The organism is Microcystis sp. M49636_WE2 (genome assembly GCF_030065375.1).
Lineage (GTDB): Bacteria > Cyanobacteriota > Cyanobacteriia > Cyanobacteriales > Microcystaceae > Microcystis > Microcystis aeruginosa_C.
The window spans coordinates 1-2,314 of record NZ_JASJFG010000115.1 but is presented as its reverse complement, the minus strand read 5'-3'; the positions used below and the strand labels follow the sequence as shown (position 1 = coordinate 2,314).

Here is a 2,314-nt window from a genome sequence, read left to right as displayed (position 1 = left end):
TTTTCCGTAAATCTTTCAAACATAGCCTATCCATCACCTACACAAGCGACCCTAGATATGCTGATTTTAGCACGGCTTTTTAGTTTAGCCCTCTTTCAGTGATCAGTTATTGGGGAGCGGCCTGGAAACCTGCCGATAAGTTGTTCACCCTTGCATAATCAATCCCCTAGGCTCGTGGTTGTACCCATCCCTCGATCGCTTGACTATTGATCGCCCATTTTCAGGTCAAAACTCGAAGTATAAGCAGATTAAATATTACTAGCTATTGACAAATGAGTATATATGTTGTAGGACGGGGTGACATACAGAAAGTTGACCCATATCGTTACTCTGGAGAGTGTTATGCAGAAAGTTGACCTATAATATATAGTTAGGTCGCTTAGTATTTGAGTCATCAATATGTATGCCTAAACTAACGCTTCAAGTCCGAACCCATGACAACTTGTTAGAACTACTCGCTCAATCTGAATCGGGAGCTTGTCTGTATGGATATCGCAGCTACACTAAATGAAATTACAACTTTAAGTGTTGAGGATAGAATCCTTCTGGTTCAAGCGATTTGGGACAGTATTGCAGTGGAACAGGTGTATCCTGATTTAACCGAGGCGCAAAAACACGAACTCGATCAGCGGATTGAGGGTCATAATAATGATCCCGATAACGTCCTCACCTGGGAAGAGATGAAAGCATCAGTCAGAAAGCAAGCATGAAGTATGTACTGGTATTTCGTCCAGAAGTCGGTGACGACCTCAGGGATGCCTATGATTGGTATGAGAGTCAACAAGCTGGTTTGGGTGATGAATTTATTGATTGTGTAGATGACTTACTCAATCAGATCGGCATGATGCCAGAGTCTTATGCAATCGTTTATCTGGACATTCGACGAGCAGTCATCAAACGATTCCCATATGCTGTCTACTATCGAGTGATTTCAAGTCGGGTCGTTGTGACCGCGATTTTTCATGGTCGGCGTGATCCAAAGTCATGGCGATTGCGAACCTAACAACCCCAATGCACCCGACCATTGAGGTTATTGGTTAGTGCGATGCCAAAGGCACTGCGTAGCAGAGCGCATCGCCTCGTAGGTTGGGTTGGGCAAAACAATACTGGGGCGAAAATAGCTCAATTGGAAGCTTAAAGTTCATTAATAATTATTGATTGTTGCTTATTTTATAGCTGCTGTGGTTGTGAGACTAAACCCATTCTTGCTCAAAAAGTAAAAAGGGAAATATATTCCCTTTTTCTGGCTTTTATGGACTCATATCCTAAACGATTTCGGGTTTAACACCTCTTTGGTCGAGAATTTTCTGTAATTCTGCTTCGTCGGTTTTGGTCAAAGAAGTGCGTAATACTTTACCTCCGTAGGGGGCCACTTCATCGAGGACCTTATCGGGGGTAACTTTTTGGACGAGAACAAAGAGAGCAGATGTACCGGGCTGCAGGGTTTCTCCCAATTCCCGCATAAAATTGTCATCCACACCGATATCACTTAAAGCACCTCCCAAAGCGCCACCAGCAGCACCGAGAACAACCCCCAAGAGAGGGGATAAAAAGAGTGTACCGATTAATAATCCCCAGAAACTGCCACTAGCGGCTCCCGCTGCCGTTAAATTGACCGCTTGCTTGAGTTTAATCTCGCCATCTTTGTTTTTAACCACTACGGCGGCATCTTCTAGCTCGATGAGATGTTCCCGTTGCAGTTTAGCCAAAGTTAAACGAACTTCTTCTGCTTTAAATTCGTCCTCATAGGCGATGACAAATAGATCAGCCATGGTTTTTCCTCGATTATTAGCAAATAAAACTTTTATACACTACTTTTGCCGGATTAAAAAGTTTGAGGTATCGGAGAATACCGAAAACCCATGGGGATTAGGTGTCATAGATACGAGCTTCAAAAGCATCGGGATTTTCTTGACAGTATTCCTCAAAATAAGTTTTTTCCGGTTTTTTAGCGCGTTGGTGTGCCAATTCTGCCTGTAATTCCTCAACAATATCCCAAGCTGCGGCACAATCGGGAGAATTTCCCCCTTTTTCAGCACATACTGCCCGGGCAATATCTCTAGCTTTGATAATCTCCGCTTCTAAATCAAGACTGCGGGGCTTTTCGACGGCGTTACCTTTATGGAGAATGTCACTAACAGAGATAACACCGAGCAAACCGCCTTTAATTACCGGTGCGAAACGAATACCGGTATTAGCAAATAAGCGGGCCACATATTCAACCCCGAGGTCGGGATTAATCACGATGCAGGGTTTGCTCATCACTTCATAGACGCGCACTTTTTGCGGATCTTGACCGAAAGCGACGACTTTA

The 2,314-nt window shown here is 43.9% G+C and carries 4 protein-coding genes; 2 read left to right on the top strand and 2 right to left on the bottom strand.

What is annotated here, in order from left to right; all coding sequences use genetic code 11:
- Positions 1–485: 485 nt before the first annotated feature.
- Both PX484_RS02720 and PX484_RS02715 read left to right on the top strand, forming a co-directional pair.
- Complete coding sequence (locus PX484_RS02720) at positions 486–710, top strand: addiction module protein (RefSeq protein ID WP_008199613.1); 225 nt, start codon at positions 486–488, stop codon at positions 708–710.
- Positions 707–1,003 carry a type II toxin-antitoxin system RelE/ParE family toxin gene (locus PX484_RS02715; RefSeq protein WP_287765848.1) on the top strand — a complete coding sequence of 99 codons (297 nt, stop codon included), beginning with the start codon at positions 707–709 and terminating at the stop codon, positions 1,001–1,003. Before PX484_RS02720 ends, PX484_RS02715 begins: the two co-directional genes overlap by 4 nt.
- Positions 1,004–1,265: 262 nt before the next feature.
- Here the strand turns inward: PX484_RS02715 and PX484_RS02710 are convergent, their stop codons facing one another.
- Complete coding sequence (locus PX484_RS02710) at positions 1,266–1,772, bottom strand: DUF1269 domain-containing protein (protein WP_002801676.1); 507 nt, start codon at positions 1,770–1,772, stop codon at positions 1,266–1,268.
- Positions 1,773–1,869: 97 nt separating this feature from the next.
- Positions 1,870–2,314: CP12 domain-containing protein (locus PX484_RS02705; RefSeq protein ID WP_288102768.1), on the bottom strand; the 445-nt coding region annotated here is incomplete at its 5' end.

Excerpts from the sequence above, each read along its gene's own strand:
- PX484_RS02720 (WP_008199613.1), top strand. The coding sequence starts at position 486 with ATGGATATCGCAGCTACACTAAATGAAATTACAACTTTAAGTGTTGAG.
- PX484_RS02715 (WP_287765848.1), top strand. The coding sequence starts at position 707 with ATGAAGTATGTACTGGTATTTCGTCCAGAAGTCGGTGACGACCTCAGG.
- PX484_RS02710 (WP_002801676.1), bottom strand. The coding sequence starts at position 1,772 with ATGGCTGATCTATTTGTCATCGCCTATGAGGACGAATTTAAAGCAGAA.